This window comes from Plesiomonas sp. ZOR0011, from assembly GCF_000800945.1.
Classification (GTDB): Bacteria; Pseudomonadota; Gammaproteobacteria; order Enterobacterales; family CAMTGL01; genus Plesiomonas; species Plesiomonas shigelloides.
Genome location: NZ_JRKB01000061.1, coordinates 106,302 through 125,992 on the forward strand (window position 1 = coordinate 106,302; position 19,691 = coordinate 125,992).

General features: G+C 48.6%; 14 protein-coding genes. 8 read left to right on the forward strand and 6 right to left on the reverse strand.

Annotated features, from left to right (window positions below; all coding sequences use genetic code 11):
- Positions 1 to 629: 629 nt before the first annotated feature.
- The gene (locus L975_RS10560; RefSeq protein WP_010863548.1) at positions 630 to 2,030 is read left to right on the forward strand and encodes an amino acid permease; all 1,401 of its coding nucleotides are present in this window, start codon (positions 630 to 632) and stop codon (positions 2,028 to 2,030) included.
- 122 nt (positions 2,031 to 2,152) lie between these two features.
- Here L975_RS10560 and L975_RS10565 read toward each other — a convergent pair whose 3' ends face one another.
- Positions 2,153 to 2,551, reverse strand: coding sequence for a hypothetical protein (locus L975_RS10565; protein ID WP_010863547.1), 399 nt, complete (start codon positions 2,549 to 2,551; stop codon positions 2,153 to 2,155).
- 138 nt (positions 2,552 to 2,689) lie between these two features.
- On the opposite strand from L975_RS10565, the gene folM reads away from it, so the two are divergent.
- Entirely contained in the window at positions 2,690 to 3,421 is a 732-nt protein-coding gene (gene folM, locus L975_RS10570) for a dihydromonapterin reductase (protein ID WP_156121200.1), read from the forward strand.
- A gap of 182 nt (positions 3,422 to 3,603) precedes the next feature.
- On the opposite strand, the gene L975_RS10575 is transcribed toward folM, so the two are convergent.
- From L975_RS10575 to L975_RS10585, 3 genes are all read right to left on the reverse strand, one after another.
- Entirely contained in the window at positions 3,604 to 4,737 is a 1,134-nt protein-coding gene (locus tag L975_RS10575; RefSeq protein WP_052181407.1) for a mechanosensitive ion channel family protein, read from the reverse strand.
- Positions 4,738 to 4,774: 37 nt separating this feature from the next.
- Positions 4,775 to 5,716 (reverse strand): DNA replication terminus site-binding protein, encoded by a 942-nt coding sequence (locus tag L975_RS10580; RefSeq protein ID WP_072033064.1) that lies wholly within the window; start codon positions 5,714 to 5,716, stop codon positions 4,775 to 4,777.
- A gap of 221 nt (positions 5,717 to 5,937) precedes the next feature.
- A complete protein-coding gene (locus L975_RS10585; protein ID WP_177326637.1) occupies positions 5,938 to 6,843 on the reverse strand; it encodes a glucosaminidase domain-containing protein in 906 nt (301 codons plus the stop codon).
- Positions 6,844 to 7,304: 461 nt separating this feature from the next.
- On the opposite strand from L975_RS10585, the gene L975_RS10590 reads away from it, so the two are divergent.
- A complete protein-coding gene (locus L975_RS10590) occupies positions 7,305 to 8,354 on the forward strand; it encodes a DUF2860 family protein (protein WP_039044714.1) in 1,050 nt (349 codons plus the stop codon).
- Positions 8,355 to 8,537: 183 nt separating this feature from the next.
- On the opposite strand, the gene hrpA is transcribed toward L975_RS10590, so the two are convergent.
- Positions 8,538 to 12,452 (reverse strand): ATP-dependent RNA helicase HrpA, encoded by a 3,915-nt coding sequence (gene hrpA, locus L975_RS10595; RefSeq protein ID WP_047708570.1) that lies wholly within the window; start codon positions 12,450 to 12,452, stop codon positions 8,538 to 8,540.
- A gap of 333 nt (positions 12,453 to 12,785) precedes the next feature.
- Here hrpA and L975_RS10600 point away from each other — a divergent pair, with 333 nt between their 5' ends.
- The 4 genes from L975_RS10600 (at position 12,786) to L975_RS10615 (ending at position 16,896) form a co-directional block, all read left to right on the forward strand.
- Positions 12,786 to 13,841 (forward strand): ABC transporter substrate-binding protein, encoded by a 1,056-nt coding sequence (locus L975_RS10600; RefSeq protein ID WP_081995669.1) that lies wholly within the window; start codon positions 12,786 to 12,788, stop codon positions 13,839 to 13,841.
- Positions 13,842 to 13,949: 108 nt separating this feature from the next.
- Positions 13,950 to 14,942: an iron ABC transporter permease gene (locus L975_RS10605; protein ID WP_218185593.1), complete on the forward strand. Its 993-nt coding sequence runs from the start codon at positions 13,950 to 13,952 to the stop codon at positions 14,940 to 14,942.
- A gap of 20 nt (positions 14,943 to 14,962) precedes the next feature.
- Complete coding sequence (locus L975_RS10610) at positions 14,963 to 16,015, forward strand: iron ABC transporter permease (protein ID WP_052181410.1); 1,053 nt, start codon at positions 14,963 to 14,965, stop codon at positions 16,013 to 16,015.
- Between the two features lie 5 nt (positions 16,016 to 16,020).
- Entirely contained in the window at positions 16,021 to 16,896 is an 876-nt protein-coding gene (locus L975_RS10615; RefSeq protein ID WP_052181411.1) for an ABC transporter ATP-binding protein, read from the forward strand.
- Between the two features lie 320 nt (positions 16,897 to 17,216).
- On the opposite strand, the gene L975_RS18350 is transcribed toward L975_RS10615, so the two are convergent.
- Positions 17,217 to 17,459, reverse strand: coding sequence for a hypothetical protein (locus tag L975_RS18350; RefSeq protein ID WP_052181412.1), 243 nt, complete (start codon positions 17,457 to 17,459; stop codon positions 17,217 to 17,219).
- On the opposite strand from L975_RS18350, the gene L975_RS10620 reads away from it, so the two are divergent.
- Positions 17,458 to 19,452 carry a TonB-dependent receptor domain-containing protein gene (locus tag L975_RS10620; RefSeq protein WP_052181413.1) on the forward strand — a complete coding sequence of 665 codons (1,995 nt, stop codon included), beginning with the start codon at positions 17,458 to 17,460 and terminating at the stop codon, positions 19,450 to 19,452. The genes L975_RS18350 and L975_RS10620 overlap by 2 nt on opposite strands.
- Positions 19,453 to 19,691 lie beyond the last annotated feature (239 nt).

Below are 19,691 nucleotides of genomic sequence, written 5' to 3' on the forward strand. Positions count from 1 at the left end.
TATAAGTTTTCGGAAATTCTCTTTTGCAGATTATTTTTTGCAATTCTGACGCCTGAATTTTTGGAGTCACTTACCATAATCCGGCATTGTGCGTACTTATGTGATGATGTCGCTTGGCTATTTAGTGGCTCTGTAGCAGTCAGACTAATGTTATCGATACTTCACATAACTCACTCATCTTATTAACTCGCTCATGCGCTGATTTAGGCTGATCGCGCTATGTGAAATCTGAAAATCGGCCTGATACAGTGCCAACAAATTTTTGCGTAGCGAAACCAAAATTTAGGCTGTGTTAGCCAGCTCTGACGCGCTTGGTTTGTAGTAAATGGCCTAATGTCAACAAGCTGATTACGCTACGCGATCGTTTTTGTGCGTATTGCTAATTAGCTGATTACATTTGCTGCGCTACAACGTGATTTCATACTTAATTGCTGAGAAATCAGTCCTTCATGGGTAAAAAAACTTTGCTGATGCCAAAGCATGTGCGTAAAATTCGCGAGTATTCAATGGCATCGAAGAATATTTCGCAGCGTAAGCACCGGATAAAACTTTATGTCGTAAAAATATAATGCTTGGGGCCGGTAATCTCCTACCGGCTTGTTTAGACCATTCTTCAGGATCTCCCCACATTGAACAAAAAACTTGGTCTTGGTGCACTCACTGCACTGGTTCTTAGCTCCATGGTTGGTGCCGGTGTTTTCAGCCTGCCCCAAAATATGGCTGCCGTGGCCAGTCCCGCCGCATTACTGATTGGCTGGACCATTACTGGTGTTGGCATTATTTTTCTAGCACTTGCATTACTACATTTATCGAGGCTGCGACCGGATCTGGAAGGCGGGATTTTTACTTATGCCCGTGAAGGATTCGGTGAGTTTGTTGGTTTTTGCTCGGCGTGGGGATATTGGCTGTGTGCTGTTATCGCTAACGTTTCTTATCTGGTGATTGTATTTGCGACGCTTAGTTTTTTCACGGATTCTCCCGGTCATGTCATTTTCGGTGATGGCAATACTTGGCAGGCATTGATCGGTGCATCTGCCCTGCTCTGGATTGTGCATGCCATGATCCTGCGCGGTGTACAGCAAGCGGCCAGTATCAATATGTTGGCGACCATTGCGAAGCTGATCCCGCTATGTGCATTTATTGTACTGGCGGCATTTTTCTTTAAATGGGAAACCTTCCATCTGGATTTCACCGGTGCCGCGTTAGACACACCAATCTGGCAGCAGGTTAAAGAAACCATGCTGATCACCGTTTGGGTGTTTATCGGTGTTGAAGGTGCCGTTGTGGTTTCTTCGCGTGCGAAGAACAAACATGATATCGGCCGTGCCACTATGCTGGGTTTGCTCTCTGCGCTGGGCATCTACCTGTTGGTGACTTTGCTGGCGGTGGGCGTCATGCCGCGTGCCGAAGTCGCCGAACTGCGTAACCCATCTATGGCCGGTATGCTGGATCTGATGATTGGCCCGATGGGTAAAATCATCATCAGCCTTGGTTTGATTGTGTCTGTGTGCGGAGCTTATCTGAGCTGGACTATTCTGGCCGCTGAAGTGCCATACGTGGCCGCGCTGCAAGGTGCATTTCCGCGCTACTTGTCGAAGATGAATGCCAACGGTTCTCCGGCGGCGTCTTTATGGCTGACCAATGGTGCGGTACAGATTGCCTTGTTGCTGATCTACATGTACGGTGGCACCTACAACACCTTGCTGACCATTGCCTCTGAAATGGTGCTGGTTCCCTACTTCTTGGTCGGTGCTTTCTTGCTGAAGTTGGCCATTAAAAAGCAAAGCGTTCTGCTGAAGTCGATTGGTGCGGGTGCGTGTATTTATGGGATCTGGTTGCTGTACGCATCAGGTCTGACTCATCTGATGATGTCAGTGCTGATGTATGCTCCAGGCTTGCTGATTTTCTTCTATGCGCGCCGTAATGATTGCGAATGTACGCCACTGAAGAAGATGGATCGCGTTGGAGTTTCCCTGCTGTTACTGAGTGTATTGCCAGCGGCATGGTTGCTGTCACAAGGCATTTCCTAACGCTAGCATCATTTCATTTCTCGATGTGAGAGCAAAAAAACCGGCATATATTGCCGGTTTTTTTATAGCTGCTATCTAAGTTCTATGCTCAGAATTGATCTTCTGAATGACACACAACGTGTTCAGTGAATATTCACATCAAGGAACTCATCTTGCTGCTGAAGTTGTGCCGATGGGCACTCTTTTTCGATCGATGAAAGCTGAGATGCGTTTAACGCATAAGGCAAGCACACCCGAAGATGGGTAATTTTTTGCTGTTTGGCCAGTCTGATCAGACGGGCGATATTGTTTTCATCGCTGATTTGCGTAGACAGAATTTGCAGTGCTAAATCACGCAAACGATCCTCTGTCTTTTTATCTTTATTTATCTGACTGTTAAGCACAAATCCAAATAATGGTATTACACTGTAAATCGCATCAATGAAACTCCATTTCTTCTTACAGGACTCAGCCAAAAACGCCGTGTAGTCAAACGTCACTACTGTACGGCTCTCGACAGTATCAGTGTCTACCATTGCCATAACCCGATAATCCTCCTTCCCCCTGATTTTGACCTTATCTATCAGAGTGGTAAAGCAAAAATCCGATTCAGATGTTGAGCTGTGGCGCATTTCAGGATATCAATACAGCATATCACCTTCACCGAACAGATACATGTCATGCAGTCAGAAATGAGCAATGAGGTTTATATCATTACCGGTGGCGCGCGCCGGATTGGCTATGCGCTGACCCGCTTTTTTAGCGAGCAAGCTAAACGCGTTATCATTAGTTACCGGAGTGAATACCCTGAATTGGCAGAACTTCGCGAGCGTGGTGTCTGCTGTCTGTATGCTGATTTTAGTACAGATCGCGGGATTAACGAGTTTGCAGAACGGGTTTCCCAGCAACTGAAGGAATGGGGAAATACCTCAATTCGCGCATTGGTGCACAATGCCTCGGCATGGGAAAAAGATGGACATGATGCTGTGACACTGTCACATGCGTTAGATGCGATGATGCAAATTCATGTCAAAGCCCCCTATCTGCTTAACCATCTGTTAGCGCAGTCTTTTGCACCGAAAGCGGATATCATCCACTTTACCGATTATGTGGTGGAAAAAGGCAGTGATAAACACATTGCATACGCAGCGAGTAAAGCGGCATTGGAGAACATGACACTTTCATTTGCCAAGAAATTTGCGCCCGCAGTTAAGGTAAATGCGATTGCTCCGGCTTTGATTATGTTCAATCCGCAAGACTCAGACGAGTACAAACAAAAAGCCTTGGATAAATCAGTGATGCAATGCGCACCGGGCGAACAAGAAATTATCGAGGCGGTGTCGTATTTGCTGAGCAGCTGTTACGTTACCGGACGCACATTGCATGTCGATGGTGGCCGTCATATACGCTGAGTTGAGCCGGCAGTATTTCCGTAAAACTTACATCACGAGCATCACGAACTGAAACGGGTTTACCGCATTTGTACAGTGCTAAGTGTCGCGCTCAGTAAAATGTACTGGTAAACCCGTTTTTTCTTTGATGTTACTGGCTGATTTTCAGCCTGCTTTAGCGACAGTTATCTTTTAACGCAACGCTAGGATTTGAGAGTCACTGAGCCGACTCCGCCGTTACTCGAACCTGAGCCAGCATTTCCCGGACGGTTTAGCGGTACCGATTGCAAAAACACGGTTTCGCCAGGATATGCTAATGCCGCGCCCTGCTCTTTAATCAAGGTAATAATGCGCAAAAAGACTTGTTGTTGGATGGCTAACCACTCAGCCCAATCGCTGGTTTTAGTAAAACAGTAGATGGAAAAATTCAGTGATGACGCGCCGAATTCATTGAAACTGACCAGTAAATCTTGCGTTTGATCGATGGCATCGTGTTGCTGTAAATAGCTTCTGACTGCGTTCACAACATCATCCATTTTCTCTGCATCTTCATAGCGCAGACCAATGGTGGCGGTGATTCTACGGTTGGTCATGCGCCCTGGGTTTTCAACGCTGATATTCGAAAATACCGAGTTGGGGACATACAGTGGGCGGTTATCGAACGTAAAGATTTTGGTTAATCGCCAGCCGATCGACTGCACGGTGCCTTCAATATTTCTATCTGGAGAGCTGACCCAATCCCCGACATTAAATGGCCGGTCAATGTAGATCATCAAGCCGCTGAAGAAGTTCGACAGGATATCTTTGCCGGCTAAACCGATGATGATGGCTCCTGTCCCACCGAAAGCCAGTAATCCAGAAAAGCTGACGCCAAAGTAATCGGCGATGATCAGAGAAAATAGCAAGAGCACTGAGAACTTGCTGAGCTTGGTGATGGCACTCACGGTGGTTGAGTCTTTGCCGTGCATAATTTGCACTTTCTCAACCGAGTTCAGGTATTTGAAAATCCCGCGAACCATCACCCAAAGCACGGCAAATAAGCGAATATCACCGATAATACCGCTAAGTGATGGCATAAACTCATTGGCGACAATTCTGAGTAGTTGCGTACTGCTCAGAATGAAGATGCTCCACAAGATTACCGGTGAGCTGATTTGCCAAAACAGTCGCCACAAGTATTTGTGATAGTCACGGCTATTACGGTTTTTCTTACGAAAGACAAACCAAGCAATTAATGAGATCGCGGTAAATATCACCACAATCAGGATTTGGGCGAGCCAAGCATGCGCATCAAACACGCTTTGCAGCTGGATCAGAAATACCAGTAAATCGCTCATGGTGATTGGGCCTTATAAAATTAAACCTGATCTCAGTCTACTGAGGGATTAATTCGATGCCTAATCGCGGCAATAGAATCTTACCTTTCGCTACAGGACGGCGATGTTTTGCTTCGGCTTTTTGCCGATCATAGCTTTTTAACCCTTTGAGTTTATCGGGCATTCGCGTTGTGAGCAGAGGCAAATTGACCTTACCGTTACCGCGCAATTCAATGATCTCACCCTGCTCTGCATCAAAGGTTTCATACACCCAATTGGCCTGCGGAACTTCACGCAGCACACGGCGATAACGCAAACGTGCATTTTCAGGCAACGCTTCGACCAGTGCGATTTCTTCTTCGATTTGAGCCGCCCAAATATCACCGTCTAATTGCATGGCAATATTAACCGGTGGATAGCGCCTTTCTTGAGTGAGCTTTTCTAGCAATAACTGACGGTTGAGCTTGTCGTGATCACTTTTTGAGGCAATGGGTTTTTGCCATGCAAAACTGATGCGTGTGGTGTTACAGGGTAACACTTTTAAATATCGAGTTGCCTGCAAGGTGATCATCATGGGGAAACGTGAATGCACGGCTTCGAAACGCTGATCAGGGTTCCCTACAGCTTTGATTGCCGCCGCGAAGGCGTCTTTGGCTTGATTCACTTGCCCAATAAGCTCGGTTAATTCTTCATGTGAACCGGAGCAGACGGCAATGCCGGGATAGCGCTGCACGATTTTGGTCGAAGGTTCATCATCCCTTCCCTCCGGTTCTGGTGCATAAAATTGTCGATAGATTTTCATGAGTAGCGGCGTGAGTTCATTACCTCCATGAATTTCAGTGACAGGGATAGTATCGGGTAACGTTCCTTCATCGTCCCTTTTCCATTGTGGTAGCTCGTATAACCATAATGCTTGTAGCGGGTTTTCCGTTAGAAAATGTTCAAGCTCATCGAGCGCGCAGTCAATACGGTATTTTGTTTCTTTAAGATGATCTGTCATTTGTGATGAGTTCTTTTTTAAAGGGATAGTTCAGCGCGAAGCGCTTACCTTTTGGTATATCAATAAACTGTATGATGACTTAATGTATTCTATATAGAAGATTACCTGATGTGGTACTAAAAAGATAGGATAAATAAAAGAGTAAAGAGTGGATTAGACGACGTATCTATCAGCATAACATCACTAATCCACACTGATTTTAACACCACAGAATTGTGTGTTTAGGCATCCTGAAAACTAACTGTGACCGGTGGGTTATCCGCCAGACTGATATCGTCATATTGTTCCAAGTCAGCTCCTCGAATTAAGTGGTGTAAATCGCGGATATAAGACTTGCCACGCGTGGAGTAATGAACAAGACCTTGCGCCAATTGGTAACCTGACAGCGGCTCTCCCCTCGCTTGTAAATCAGCGCGAATTTGGCGTAAGTGTTTATATGCTGGATTAATATTGAGGTTGTGGATATATGCAGAAACCGCGTTATGGATGGTATCGTAACCAGCAAGATGCACTCGTCCACGATCAACGGTAACAGTGTAATTTTGATTGCCTGGCGATCGATGCTGACCAAACAATGCATTACCCGCTCGCGCGGTATAAGATGTCCCCCACCCGCTTTCCTGAATACTTTGCGCCAACACTAACGAGGCGGGAATAGTATTCACGCGCTGTAGCAGTTCACGATAATTCCCACTGCTTACGTCATATTGATCCGCTAAATTTTCTAACCACAGTTTTTGCTCTGGTGATAGCGGAGTTCCACGTTCTTGTTTAGCGTGCAAACTGATTAATTGACTACGGTCATCTTCAATTTGCTGATTTATTTTTTTGATCACCGGAAGCATGATCATAATAAATGTGTTTTTCTTGGTATCACCGCTGATTTTTTTCATGTCCAACGGCAAATCTTTGCAATACAGCGCAGGGACGCCATTTTCGGTAATACTATCCATATCGATATTATGGGTATCAAGATAGTGAATGTAATCTTGCACACTATCAAAGTGTAATCGCTCTGCGCATGCTTGCATATTGCTGTCACGGATAGCGCTTTCACTCATCACTGAGGAAGGCAAGCCATTACTATGTTCAGCGGCGTGTGTAACTGAAGAAAATACCAGCGACATGCTGATAAATATCATTTTCAATCGTGATCGGGTAATCGTACTCATTGGCATAATGATAAGGTAACCATTCAGATTTCATGTTGAATTGATATTCACTTGAGCAGGACAATCCGTTATTTTCTGCCGAATACAAAATAAGCAAATAAAACCGTCTTTGGTGTACCCGATCATCAGCGTTAAGTCATACAAAGATCACATTTCAGCATGTAAACATGCGTAACGAGCTTGCTTTAATGTTGCAAAGTGGCTGGTAGCGTAAATACTTAATTGCAGATGTATTTGTATATTTCGCGAGAAACAATATCGAAACAGTATTCTATGACTAACCGGTATAAGATAAGCGCCTGATAATAAGAAAATGTATTTACCCATAAATTGCATTGAAAAACAATGCATTAACGTTACATTGAGAAAGCAATATCCGTGAGTGGGCTCACTAAATAACTATAATCAGGATCATCATGAAGACTAAAGCGCTAATTACTCTCCCTTTGCTCACTATAGCTGGCTACGCAAATGCGGCGGGACCATTTGATATTCCAACAGAAAGTGGTTGGTCAGGATTTGTTTCTGCGGGCGTAAACGTAACTCGCAACTCATCAAACCTGTACCTTGGCCCAAGCGGCGAAGATGGTGCGAACAAACAAGTTAACAGCCTGACCAGTGATCCCTCAGGGAAGAATCAGGTAAGCCCTGCTTTTAACCTCGACTTGCGTTATACACTGGGTGACAGTGGCACTCAGTTCTATCTGGGTAACCTGATCCAAGATACCGTGCGTCTGGACTTCTCTCAGCAACTGGGGGTGCGTCAGCGTTTAGGCCAAAGCGGTATTGTTTCCGTATCGTATGTATTCTCCGGTTTACCGAATAAAGTGTGGCAAGACCCGTACGCCATTGGCACCGATCGCAGCGACACACGCCGTGATATCAACGGTGTACAAGTGGGCTGGCAAAATATCATGGGCAGCAATTTCTCTGCCGATTACAGCTATCGTGATATCTCAGTCGACAGCGAGAACAGCGGCCAATTTTTGTTGAACAATATCGACCCAATTCTGGGCCGCACCTTAACTCAGCAAGAAGTTAACATGCTCAAGCGTAGCGGTAAGAGTCATACCAGCAAAGTCTCCTACTTCTATGCTATTGATCAACGACAATCACTGATCCCTGAGTTTCGTTATGTCGATAACTCATTGGACGGCGATGCGATGAGCAATACACAATTCGGTGGCTTGTTAAGTTATTTCTGGCGCTCTGAGGATTCGCAATACAACATCGTAAGTAACCTGTATTTAGGCAAAACCGATTATTCAGATGCCAACCCAGTCTTCGGCCAAAAAACTGACTCCACTGATTTTGCCGCCAACGTGGTACTGTTCAAAAATAATATCTTTGACGTGAAAAAATTGTCTGCCTATGCAGGCGTGGCATACGGCGAAATTAATTCGGATGTGAATTTCTTCAACACCACCCTGACTAACTTTACTACCGGTTTGCTGTATCGCTTTTGATATTTTGATAAGTCAAACTAATTACCGCATAGCGTATTGAAAGCGCGGTAAGAATGTAAAAAGGTCACCACAGGATAAACACTGAGTATGTGCTTAATCTTGTGGTGACCTTAATTTTATCTCTTACACACGACCTCAAAGTAACAAGAGGTTCGTAGTAACAATTAGCAAGTAATGAGCAAGTTAGCCTTGTAGTGCTTCATCAATGGCCATGCGCACACGTTTATCCGAAACCGGATATGGCGTACCCAGTTGCTGAGCAAAGAAGCTCACGCGCAACTCTTCCAACATCCAGCGAATTGCTTGTACTTTGTCTGGAATTGGCTGCCCTTTCGGAATTTTCGCCAACAACTGTTGGTATTCCTGCTGCACGCTTTCCACTTTCAGCATCTGTGCGCGATCGCGATTCGGATCGGTAGGTAACTTCTCCAAGCGGCGTTCGATGGCATTCAGATAACGCTGCAGATCTGCTAAACGCTGCCAGCCGGTGTCACTGACAAAACCACGATAAATCAAACCGCCCATTTGCGCTTTCACATCAGACAGTGCAAAGGCCATGGTGAAGTCGACCTTCCCTTTCAAGCGCTTGTTGATGTTATGCGATGTAGTCAGGATTTGTTCGACTTGCTTGGCGATCTCAACCACGGTTTCATTCAAGTTGGCGCGCACATGCTCCCGCAGTGCTTCGAAGCGCTCGCTTTCCCACGCTGGACCACCAAACTCTGCAGTTAACTTATCAATACCGGCATCAATGCAGTCATCAATCAGATCCAACACTTTACCGAATGGGTTGAAATACAGCCCTAATTTGGCTTTATTCGGTAATTTTTCATGCAGATATTTAATCGGTGACGGCACATTCAGCAGCAATAGACGGCGCGTCCCCTGCAACATGGCTTTTTGCTGATCATGCTCCGTTTCAAACAAGCGGATACTGACCGAATCTTTTTCATCCACCAGCGCAGGATAAGCTTTAACGGCGTAGCCACCACGTTTTTGCTCATAGCACTGCGGCAAATCGCCAAAACTCCAAACATGCAGATCGCGTTGCTCGATACCATCGTCGGCCACGGCCGATAAGGTCTCCTGCACTTTCTCTTTAAGCCCATATTTAAGCTCATCAAGATCTTTGCTTTCCGACAGTTTCTTACCGTGCTCGTTAACCACGCGGAATGTGATTTTCAGGTGGTCAGGTACTTGCGACAGATTCCACTCTTCACGTGACACTGTCACGCCTGACATGCGGCGGAATTCGCGCTCCAAGGCATCCAGCAAATTGCCTTGCAAAGCTTCAGCGCGGCCTAAGAACGCTTGCGCATAGTTCGGCGCCGGCACAAAGTTACGACGCACCGGTTTAGGCAGTGATTTAATCAATGCCACAATCAGCTCTTCGCGTAGCCCCGGAATTTGCCAATCAAAACCAATATTTTCAATCTGGTTAAGCACCGGCAGAGGAATATGTACCGTCACCCCATCCGCTTCTTGGCCTGGTTCAAACTGATACGACAGCTTTAGCTTGAAGTTGCCTTGATGCCAGAAATTCGGGTAATCCAGCTCGCTGACTTTGTTCGATCCCTCTTTGATCAGCATCGATTTTTCAAAATTCAGCAGATCAGGCTGCGATCGCTCGGATTTCTTCCACCAGCTATCGAAATGACGACCGGAAACGATGTCATGCGGCAGACGTTGGTCATAGAACGCAAACAGCGTTTCGTCATCAACCAAAATATCGCGGCGACGGGATTTATGCTCCAGCTCTTCAACTTCCGCTAACAGCTTACGGTTTTCACGGAAGAACTTATGGCGAGTATTCCATTCCCCTTCCACCAGCGCTGAGCGGATAAACAGCTCACGCGACATCACCGGATCAATCGCACCGTAATTGACTTTGCGATCGGCAACAATCGGAATGCCGTACAGCGTGACTTTTTCGCTCGCCATCACGGCGTTCTGGGTTTTCTCCCAATGCGGCTCGCTATAACTGCGTTTCACCAAATGCTGGGCAAGCGGCTCGATCCAATCAGGCTCAATACGCGCGGCAATGCGTCCCCACAAACGGGAGGTTTCCACCAGCTCGGCCACCATGGTCCATTTCGGTTGCTTCTTGAAAAGACCTGAGCCTGGGAAGATAGCGAAACGGGCATTTCGCGCGCCCTGAAATTCGTTCTTCTCCAAATCTTTAATCCCGATATGGGACAACATGCCAGACAGCAAAGCCAGATGAACCGAGCGGAAATCGGCAGGCTCATCATTAATCGCCATACCCTGCTCACGCACCACTTGGCGCAATTGGGTATAGATATCTTGCCATTCACGAATGCGCAGGTAATTGAGGAAATCACTCTTACACTGACGACGGAAGGCATTACTCGAGAGTTCTTTTTGTTGCTCGCGCAGATAATTCCACAGATTCACGAAAGTCATGAAATCGGAATCTTTATCTTGGAAGCGACGGTGTTTCTCATCGGAGGCTTGTTGTTTCTCCAATGGACGCTCACGCGGATCTTGAATCGATAGCGCGGCGGTGATGATCATGACTTCACGCACACAACCGTGTTTCGGCGCTTCCAATACCATCCGCGCCAAACGTGGGTCGACCGGCAGCTGAGCCAGTTTACGCCCCATCGCGGTCAGACGTTTTTTCGGATCATTTTGTTCAGGATTGAGCGCGCCGAGCTCTTCCAGCAGACGCACGCCGTCTTGGATATTGCGCTTATCTGGCGCTTCGACAAATGGGAATGCTGCGATATCGCCTAGACCCAGCGATGTCATCTGCAAAATAACAGAGGCTAAGTTGGTTCGCAGGATCTCTGGATCGGTAAACTCCGGACGGGACATAAAATCCTGCTCGGAGTACAGACGAATACAGATACCATCGGAAACCCGTCCGCAACGCCCTTTACGTTGATTGGCGGAGGCTTGAGAAATCGGCTCAATAGGCAGTCGCTGTACTTTGGTGCGATAGCTATAGCGGGATATTCGCGCCGTACCCGGGTCAATGACATATTTGATCCCCGGTACGGTCAGAGAGGTTTCCGCCACGTTGGTCGCCAGTACAATCCGACGCCCTACCGCAGGTTGGAACACGCGATTTTGCTCGGCAGCAGAAAGACGCGCATACAGCGGCAACACTTCGGTATGCGGCAGCTGACGTTTTTCCAGTGCATCGGCGGTATCGCGAATTTCACGTTCGCCGTTCATGAAAATCAGGATGTCGCCGCGCCCTTCTTGGTAGAGCTCATCGACGGCATCGAAAATCGCTTGTAGCTGATCGCGATCCGGATCGTTGTCCTCTTCGCTCACCAGCGGACGATAACGCACTTCCACCGGATAGGTTCGTCCGGAAACTTCGATAATCGGCGCATTATTAAAGTGACGCGAGAAACGCTCCGGATCGATAGTTGCCGAGGTAATGATGACTTTCAGGTCTGGGCGCTTTGGCAGCAGCTCACGCAGATAGCCGAGGATAAAGTCGATATTCAGACTGCGTTCGTGCGCTTCATCGATAATGATGGTGTCGTATTGCGACAGCATGCGATCGTTTTGAATCTCGGCCAGCAAAATACCGTCGGTCATCAGTTTGACCAGCGTGGTATCGCTAACTTGATCGTTAAATCGCACTTTATAACCGACGACACCGCCCATCGGAACTTGCAGCTCTTCGGCAATCCGGTTGGCCACAGAGCGTGCGGCCAGACGACGTGGCTGAGTATGGCCAATCAGGCCGTTTATCCCGCGCCCGAGCTCAAGACAGATCTTCGGCAACTGCGTTGTTTTACCCGAGCCGGTTTCCCCCGCCACAATCACAACTTGATGCTGTTCGATAGCGCGTCGGATCTCGTCTTTTTTCTGACTAACCGGCAGGATTTCTGGGTAGTTGATACTTGGTACGGCCGCGCGACGGGCATCGACACGCGCTTGGGCGCTCTGAATCTCTACCGCCAATTCCTGCGCGATGGCTTCTTGAGCCTGGGGATTTTTTACTTTCTTCGCACCTTCAATACGGCGCAGCAAACGTCGGCGATCCCGCAGGGTCAAGCCGTTGAGCTTTGGCAGCAAGGCGGAAAAAGGCGATGGTACTTTCTGGTTTCCGTTCATTATGCTCTTCGTATTCATTCTGAAGGCCGCGACTGTGCGAGGAAAAATGCATAGCGGCCATAATTGTCGTGAATTTTATCACAGACTTAGCGGCTCGGTGCGTTTATGCCGCTGGGTTGTTTGGCTTTTCTCGTTCTTTTTCTTGTTCTTAATCCCTCTCGTTTTTGTGTCTTTGTGCTTCTCATCCCCCCTTCTTTTGCTTTAACGCGTGCCTCTGGTTGCATTTGATAATGATAGTAAATATCATTCGCAGCAATTGAACATTACGATTCGCTTTATTTCATTCGCTTCATTTTGAATTGTTGGCTTTATAACTCTTACTGGGATGGTGTTATGCGACATTCTCTACTCCTTGCAGGTGCAGTTTCCGTATTTATTCTCGCTGGGTGCGATAACGCCACACCCGACTCAACCTCACAAACCCATTCAGCACTAGCGACCCGCGCTGACTCGGCAACCAATGATAAACAGACCCGCAGCGTGCAACATGCGATGGGAGTTACCGAGGTACGCACGCATCCTGAGCGGGTTGTAACGCTCACCAACGAAGCGACTGAAGCGATGCTGGCGATGGGGATTACGCCTGTGGGTGCTGTGCGTTCGATGACGGTGGCCGGTCAGGATAATGGCGTCTGGTATTCCCACTTTGGTCAAACGCTGCAAAATGCGGGTACCGTGGATTTAGGCGATGAAGAACAAGTGAATTTGGAAGCCATTGCCGCGCTGAAGCCGGATTTGATTTTGGGGATCAAGCAGCGTCAGGAGAAAATCTACGATCAGTTATCCGCCGTAGCCCCTACCGTGTTCAGTGAAACCTTTATGGGCGCATGGCGTGAAAACTTGCTGACTTATGCTGACGGTGCGAGTCAAAAAGAAGCCGCTACCGCCCTGCTCGCTGCCTGGGATGCCAATGCTCAACAATTGAAAGCCGATTTAGACGCTGCCGGTAAATTGCAGCAACAGATTGCCGTGGTGCGCTTCCAAAGTTCAGGGGCGCGTTATTACTACAATGATTCGTTTGCCACTGACATTATCCGCCGCGTAGGACTTGCGCGCCCACCATTGCATGATAAAGAAGGCTTCGCGGAAGGTTTGACGCGTGAGCGCATTCCAGAAGTGAATGCCGATCAGCTGTTCTACTTCGTGATGGAAACCGGTAATGGGAAAGCGAGTGCCGCCGAACAAAGTTGGCTGGCCGAGCCGCTGTGGCAGCAATTACCGGTAGTAAAAAATAACGCCGTTCATAAGGTAAACCACGAAACGTGGAACAAGTCTTACGGCATTTTAGCCGCCGATTATGTTCTGCAAGATTTGCGCGCCGCCTTACTACCGAACGGATCTGATAACGATATCAACAATAACCGCAGTGATAGCCAGAATAAGGGATAAGCGCTGATGTCTAGCCAGCCCATCACCTCTACGCGCGACGCGAATCCAGCTTCGCAGTTTTATAGATCACTGCCTAACAGTTTGCGGAATAGAAGTGTTCTGCTGCTCGTGCTGACCGCGTTGCTGGGTATGCTGTTTGTTGCCAGCCTACGATTTGGCTATACCGCATTGTCCGACGTGCCTTTATGGTCATTGCTGCAAAAGTTGTGGTCAGACGATGCGGTTACCGATCCACAAATGCAAAATCTCCTGAGCGTGGTCCGTGACCTGCGCTTACCGCGGGCAGCGATTGCCGCTGCGGTGGGCGCGTGTTTAGGTATGGCTGGCGTACTCACCCAAGGTATTACCCGAAATGGATTGGCGTCACCGGGTGTGCTAGGTATTACCGCCGGCGCCGGTTTTTGCATTGTGGTGGCCTATACCCTGTTTGGCATCAGCGCACCTGAGCAGATAATGTGGTTTTCCTTTCTCGGCAGCCTTGGTAGTGCGGCGCTGATTTTCTTATTGGCCGGTGCTAGCGCTACCGTATCAGGCCCATTGGGGCTGACATTGGCCGGTATTGCGCTGAGTGCGCTGCTGTCGTCATGGTCGTCGGGTTTGTTAGTGCTCAATGAGGCCGCGCAGAGTGAACTGATGCTGTGGCTGACCGGCAATATTGAAGGTCGCAAATTAGCCCATGCCTTACCTTTGCTGCCATTTGCCTTGGCCGGAGCCTTAGTCGCACTAGGGCTGAGCCGTAGTTTAAATACATTGGCGCTAGGCGAAGAGACCGCACAAGGATTGGGCATCAATCTTGGTCGTTTACGTTTAGGTGCGCTGATTGCGGTGGTACTGCTTACCGGCAGCGCCGTAGCGATGGCCGGTCCGGTTGGCTTTATTGGCCTGATTGTGCCGCATGTGTGCCGCGCCTTGTTGGGCATTGATTATCGCTGGTTGCTACCGGCAGCCGCTTTGACAGGCGCATCATTACTCACTGCCGCAGATATTAGCGCACGATTTTTATTCTTCCCGTCTGAAGTGCCCGTAGGGTTAGCGATGGCGGTCTTGGGCGCGCCGTTCTTCATCTATCTGGCTTGCCGTCGTCGCGGCACGGTTCTGTAAATGTGCTGTAAAGAGAGAATATGATGTCTGATTCTATGGCTCCTTACCGCCATCGCTACCTGCACGTACGCCATCGTCAAGTGAGTATGCTGATCCCACGTCATCCACTCCACGTGGTCGCGATGCTTGCCGTTTTGCTGACAATCATGACCCTCATGGCGATCAGTGCTGGCAATCAGTGGCTTACGCCGCAAGCGTTATGGCAATGGATGCGGGGTGATGCCGATGGCGCAACACAACTCATTGTCGGGCAGTTTCGTCTGCCGCGGATCCTGTTAGCTCTCTGTGCAGGGGCGGCGCTGGGCATGTCTGGTGTGCTGGTACAAAGCATTATCCGCAATCCCTTAGCCTCCCCTGACATTTTGGGTATCAACAGTGGCGCGGCAACCGCCGTGGTGCTGTTTTTCTTGTTCGCGCAGCAGCAAATCCCTATCGTGTGGCTTCCGCTTATTGCCTTTACTGGCGCGGCGCTGATGATGCTAACATTGCTGGGCTTAAGCCGTTTGCTGCGCTTAAAACCAGGACAGATGATCTTGGCCGGTATTGGCTGTGCCACGTTGCTCGATGCATCACGCAGCTTATTAGTGATGTACGCGCCGACATGGCTGCTGGGCAAAAGCACCGTGTGGATGACCGGCTCAGTACATGGTGCCCGCTTTGATCAGGTGTGGTTATTGGCTGGGGCATTAGTGCTATTGGTTCCACTCCTGATAGGCCTTCTGCGGCACTTAACCGTGCAATTATTGGGCGAGGATACGGCCACCAGCTTAGGCTGCGCGTTATCGCGCTGGCAGTGGGCTGGATTGATGTTATCCGCTGCGCTGTCAGCGTTAGCGGTGGGGTTTGTCGGTGGAATTGGCTTTATCGCATTGATGGCTCCGCATATTGCGCGGCGCTGGGTAGGTAATCAATTAGGTTTTCTGTTGGTGTGCGCTGCGCTGACAGGAAGCTTATTACTGCTTATTGCCGATACCGTAGGCCGCACCATCATGATCCCGCTGGATATTCCTGCAGGTGTGTTTACCGCCATGTTAGGCGCTCCGTATTTTCTCTATCTTCTTTTACGCCGGTGATAACTATGAGCCGCTTACAAACCCACAACCTGACATTGGCCTATCCACAGGCCTCTCGCACGTCTACCCCACGCAGCATTATCCATGATTTATCGTTGGAGATTCCTGATGGTGCGATCACCGTATTTATCGGTGCGAACGGGTGTGGTAAATCAACGTTACTCAAATCACTGGCGCGCTTACTTCCCCCTATAGAGGGACAGGTTACTTTAGATGGTCGACCTCTTACACAATGGAAAGCGGCCGATGTCGCACGCGAGCTAGCCATATTGCCGCAATGCCCCGTCGCGCCTGAAGAAATGACGGTGCTGCAGTTAGTCAAACAAGGCCGTTATCCGCATCAACGTTGGTTTAGCCAGTGGTCAGCACACGATCAAGAAAAAGTAGAATGGGCCCTGACGCTCACTCACACACATGAGCTGATGCATCAACCGGTACAAAGTTTGTCAGGCGGACAACGCCAGCGGGTATGGATAGCCATGACGCTCGCGCAAGATGCAGACATCCTGCTGCTTGATGAGCCGACCACCTATCTCGATCTTAACCATCAGGTCGAATTGCTGGATTTGTTGGTGATGCTGAACCGTGAGCACGGCAAAACCATTGTGATGGTGCTGCATGATTTGAATTTAGCCTGTCGCTATGCCGATCAACTGATTGCCGTGCATAACGGTGGTGTGTGTGCGCAAGGCAAGCCCAGTGAGATTATGTCCGCCGACTTATTGCAGCAGGTCTTTAATCTGCATGCCGATGTGATTCCCGATCCGGCTTACGGTACGCCAATGATTGTTCCGGTGAGTCGGCATTTGCCGCGAATCGATACCTCAGCTCATCTTTTAACACCTCTTTCTGAGCGTAATCCCGAGATGATGCTGGTTTAGATGGTTATTTAGATGGGTTAACTCGTAGGGTTGCACTCCTCGCGCCCTACGAGGGTTTACGTTTTTCCCTCGCTATTTATCGTTTCCATTCTGCGTTTTAAAAGACGCGGAAGGGTTTCTCACGCCTTAGATTCAGCGTCGATAAATATCATTTAAAAATAACAACTTAGCTGCAATTATCACTTGCCACACAAATGATAATAGGTATCATTTGCAACACAAAATAGACTAATCGCCAAATTGAAATCTTGTGCTGCTGAGATGGTGATGAATTAGTGGTTTACACCATTGTCATCAATGTCTCGCATCAAGCCTTTCAATTAAGAGCGCATTAGCATCACTTTTGGCAACTTGATTTTGGTGAGTAAGGTCGACTGAGCCGCACCATCAACGGGGATATTAACGCCTGTTGAGATGCACCCTCTTTTCAGATAACGACCGTAATTAATTATGACAATAACAATGGCATCCATGCCAACAACACAAAACAACGTGGACTTTTCACCTTTTGCAATCAAACCACTGGCTATTGCTGTAGCGGCGCTATTGAGTTCCCCACTCATGGTATCCCACAGCCATGCCGCGTTAGCATCCACCAGCGAAACCATCGTGGTCACCGGTGAAGCGATTGACGTACATGTACAGCAGCAAATTGATGCCGAACAATTGAGTAACCGCCAAGCCAGTGACATCAAGGATGTGCTCAACACCCTACCGAGCGTTACCGTGGATGGTGGTAAACGCTATGGCCGCAAAGTGTGGATCCGCGGCTTGGAAGACAAGTTTGCGCTGGTCACGATTGATGGCGCACGTCAGGAAGGTCAGATCTTCCACCACTCAGGCGATCAAACCATCGACCCTGAATTGCTCAAACGTGCCGTTATCGAGTTTGGCCCTAACTCAGCACTCGATAGCGGTGGCACCGTCACCGGCAGCTTCCGCTATGAAACCCGCGATCCTTCAGATTTGCTGCGCGAAGGTGAGCAAGTCGGCGCGTTTGTTAAAGGTGGCTATCAAGATGCGTATCACCGTAACAGTGGCAGTGCCGCCCTCTTCAGTAAGGTTGGCGATAGCGCGCAGTTATTGGTGTACGGACATCGCGATGATGATGGCACCATGCGTTTGGGCGATGGTACGGATATTGAGTCCAAACAAGGTAAGTTGAAATCTGGCATGGCCAAAGCGGTGTTCGAGCTGGCGCCGCACAGCACGCTGAAGCTCAATGCCCAGCACTACGAAGATGGCGGTAATCGGCAGCTAGCCGGTGAAAAAGCCGGTATCAGTGACGATGGTCGTTATAGCTATTCCGGCATGACGCGCGATACCTACAGCTCTGAACTGCGCGTTGCGCCAACCGGCTCGCCGTTAGACATGACGTTAAATGTGTATCAAACCAAGCAAGGCATTGATCGCGAAGCCGAAATTACTCAAGAGAAAGGCTCAGAAAAGCATGCGCCAAACCGTAGCTATTACAACACTACCACAGGCGCCGATCTGCGAAACCGCAATCGTCTGACCGGTCTCTTTGGTGAGCATCAGCTGACTTATGGCGTAGAAACCTATCGTACTGAGCAAACCAAAAAAGCCGATGGCGTCACCCGCTATATTGGCGGGGCGCAAAACGGCAAAGTGGTACAGGAGGATGTCAAAGGTCGTGGTTTAATGACCAGTTACGGCGTGTATGCGGAAGATAAAATGACGCTAGGCCGACTAACGCTGACGCCGGGATTGCGTTACGACCAGATTACAATGGGCGGTTTGTATGAAGGCGATTTCCACCAATGGTCGCCAAAACTCAAAACTAGCTATCGTCTGACCGATAATCTGTCGGTGCGAACCGGTTATGGCCGGATTTTTAAAGGTCCCGGTTTACCGGAAACCTTTATGATCAGCGATAACATGGTCAAACCTAAAGATGTCAAAGCGCAAACAGGCTACAACATCGAAGCTGGTGCGGATTACGATCTTACTGCGCTGACCCAAGCTGATTATGCCACCAGCGGTTTTACCTTGTATCGCTATACGCTGGATAACTACCTACACCCGACCAAAAACACTGCACTGGTCAGCCAAGGCGATGCCGAAGTATGGGGCGGCGAGTTAAATGCAAATGCCGGATTTGGGCGTGTCGACCTGTATGCCAATTACAGCTACAGCAGCGGCACACTCACCGATCATCAAGGCATGAAAGCAGTATTGCCACAAACCCATTATCACAGCGTGAAGCTGGGTGGCGCCTATACCCTAACCGAAAGAGTGGTTGTTGGTACTGACATGCGCTTTACCCCCAATAACGCCTACACCCAGCATGAACGCAACAAGCAAGGTAGCGTAGACACCTTCCGCGTTGAGCGCAAAGGCTTCACCGTAGTCAATTTGTGGACAAGTTATGAACCGCAACAGATTAACGGCCTGAAACTCATGGCGGGTATTGATAACCTGTTTGATGCCGCCTATGCCGAACCGACCGCCTTTGGTTTCTACTGGGGCGCACCAGAATACGGCACATTGGAGCCTGGGCGTAATCTCAAACTTTCGGCCAGCTATCAATTTTGATGCAACCTTTTACTCTGCATAGCTGAACGGCATAGTTATTCGGCATAGTTATTCGGCATAGTTACTCAGCATGGTGAAAATTAGCTAAGCGCTTAATCTGTTTTAAACGGCAGTTTAATTAAGAATAAATTATTCTGCTGTTTAGGTGTTTGTTTTATCGATAGATTGTTTTATGAGCAGTGATAATTCAATCAAGTGCAGGGATAACACCTATCTCACCAAGTGCGGAAAGTGCGGAG

Coding starts and splice junctions, on each gene's coding strand:
- L975_RS10565 (WP_010863547.1), bottom strand. CDS start 2,551: ATGGCAATGGTAGACACTGATACTGTCGAGAGCCGTACAGTAGTGACG.
- folM (WP_156121200.1), top strand. CDS start 2,690: ATGCAGTCAGAAATGAGCAATGAGGTTTATATCATTACCGGTGGCGCG.
- L975_RS10575 (WP_052181407.1), bottom strand. CDS start 4,737: ATGAGCGATTTACTGGTATTTCTGATCCAGCTGCAAAGCGTGTTTGAT.
- L975_RS10580 (WP_072033064.1), bottom strand. CDS start 5,716: ATGACAGATCATCTTAAAGAAACAAAATACCGTATTGACTGCGCGCTC.
- L975_RS10585 (WP_177326637.1), bottom strand. CDS start 6,843: ATGTCGCTGGTATTTTCTTCAGTTACACACGCCGCTGAACATAGTAAT.
- L975_RS10590 (WP_039044714.1), top strand. CDS start 7,305: ATGAAGACTAAAGCGCTAATTACTCTCCCTTTGCTCACTATAGCTGGC.
- hrpA (WP_047708570.1), bottom strand. CDS start 12,452: ATGAACGGAAACCAGAAAGTACCATCGCCTTTTTCCGCCTTGCTGCCA.
- L975_RS10600 (WP_081995669.1), top strand. CDS start 12,786: ATGCGACATTCTCTACTCCTTGCAGGTGCAGTTTCCGTATTTATTCTC.
- L975_RS10610 (WP_052181410.1), top strand. CDS start 14,963: ATGATGTCTGATTCTATGGCTCCTTACCGCCATCGCTACCTGCACGTA.
- L975_RS10615 (WP_052181411.1), top strand. CDS start 16,021: ATGAGCCGCTTACAAACCCACAACCTGACATTGGCCTATCCACAGGCC.
- L975_RS10620 (WP_052181413.1), top strand. CDS start 17,458: ATGGTATCCCACAGCCATGCCGCGTTAGCATCCACCAGCGAAACCATC.
- L975_RS18350 (WP_052181412.1), bottom strand. CDS start 17,459: ATGAGTGGGGAACTCAATAGCGCCGCTACAGCAATAGCCAGTGGTTTG.